This is a genomic window from Flavobacterium sp. LC2016-12, from assembly GCF_015351595.1.
Classification (GTDB): Bacteria; Bacteroidota; Bacteroidia; order Flavobacteriales; family Flavobacteriaceae; genus Flavobacterium.
In genome coordinates, this window is record NZ_JADKPT010000026.1 from 1 (window position 1) to 664 (window position 664).

Consider the following 664-nt stretch of genomic DNA (forward strand, 5'->3'; position numbering starts at 1 on the left):
AAATGAAACGGTTACAACTTTAGATAAAAATGCAGCCAATAACGGTCAGTACACTTATACGAGTGAGAATGCAACCACAACAACTATTGATGTTGTTGGCGATGTGATTAACAATTCGTCAACTATATTCAATAATCCTACATTTGTGACAGAGTTGACCAATATTATAAAAACCAATGAAACTCTCACAAGTTTAGTATATGATGGAACAGCAAATACTTTAACTTATTTTGACGAAGCTGCTGTGGCTAACACAATTAATTTATTAGATTTAGTAGGAGACGCTGAGACACAAACTACATTAGTATATGATCCTATAGCTAAAACTTTGACTTACAACGGAGAAAGTGGGATACCGACAGTAATTAATTTAGTAGATTTAGTTGGACAGACTGAAACTATAACAACAATAACTCCAGTTGTAATCACGGGAAATACTATTGCTACTTATACTAATGAAACGGGAGCTGCTCCAACAGAAATAAAAGAAACGGTTACCAGTTTAGCTCAAAATGCAACAACAGGAGCAATAACGTATAATAATGAAACCGGAATTGCAACAGTAGTACAAATAAAAAGCACCGATGCCGGGAATATTTTAGGAATTGGAACAGATGGAGGAAATTTACTAACTCCAACAGCTATTACAGGCGCAACGACAGTT

1 pseudogene is annotated in these 664 nt (G+C 35.1%); it reads left to right on the forward strand.

The features are described 5' to 3' along the window. A pseudogene (locus tag IRZ99_RS21105) lies at positions 1–664 on the forward strand (hypothetical protein); the annotation flags it as partial.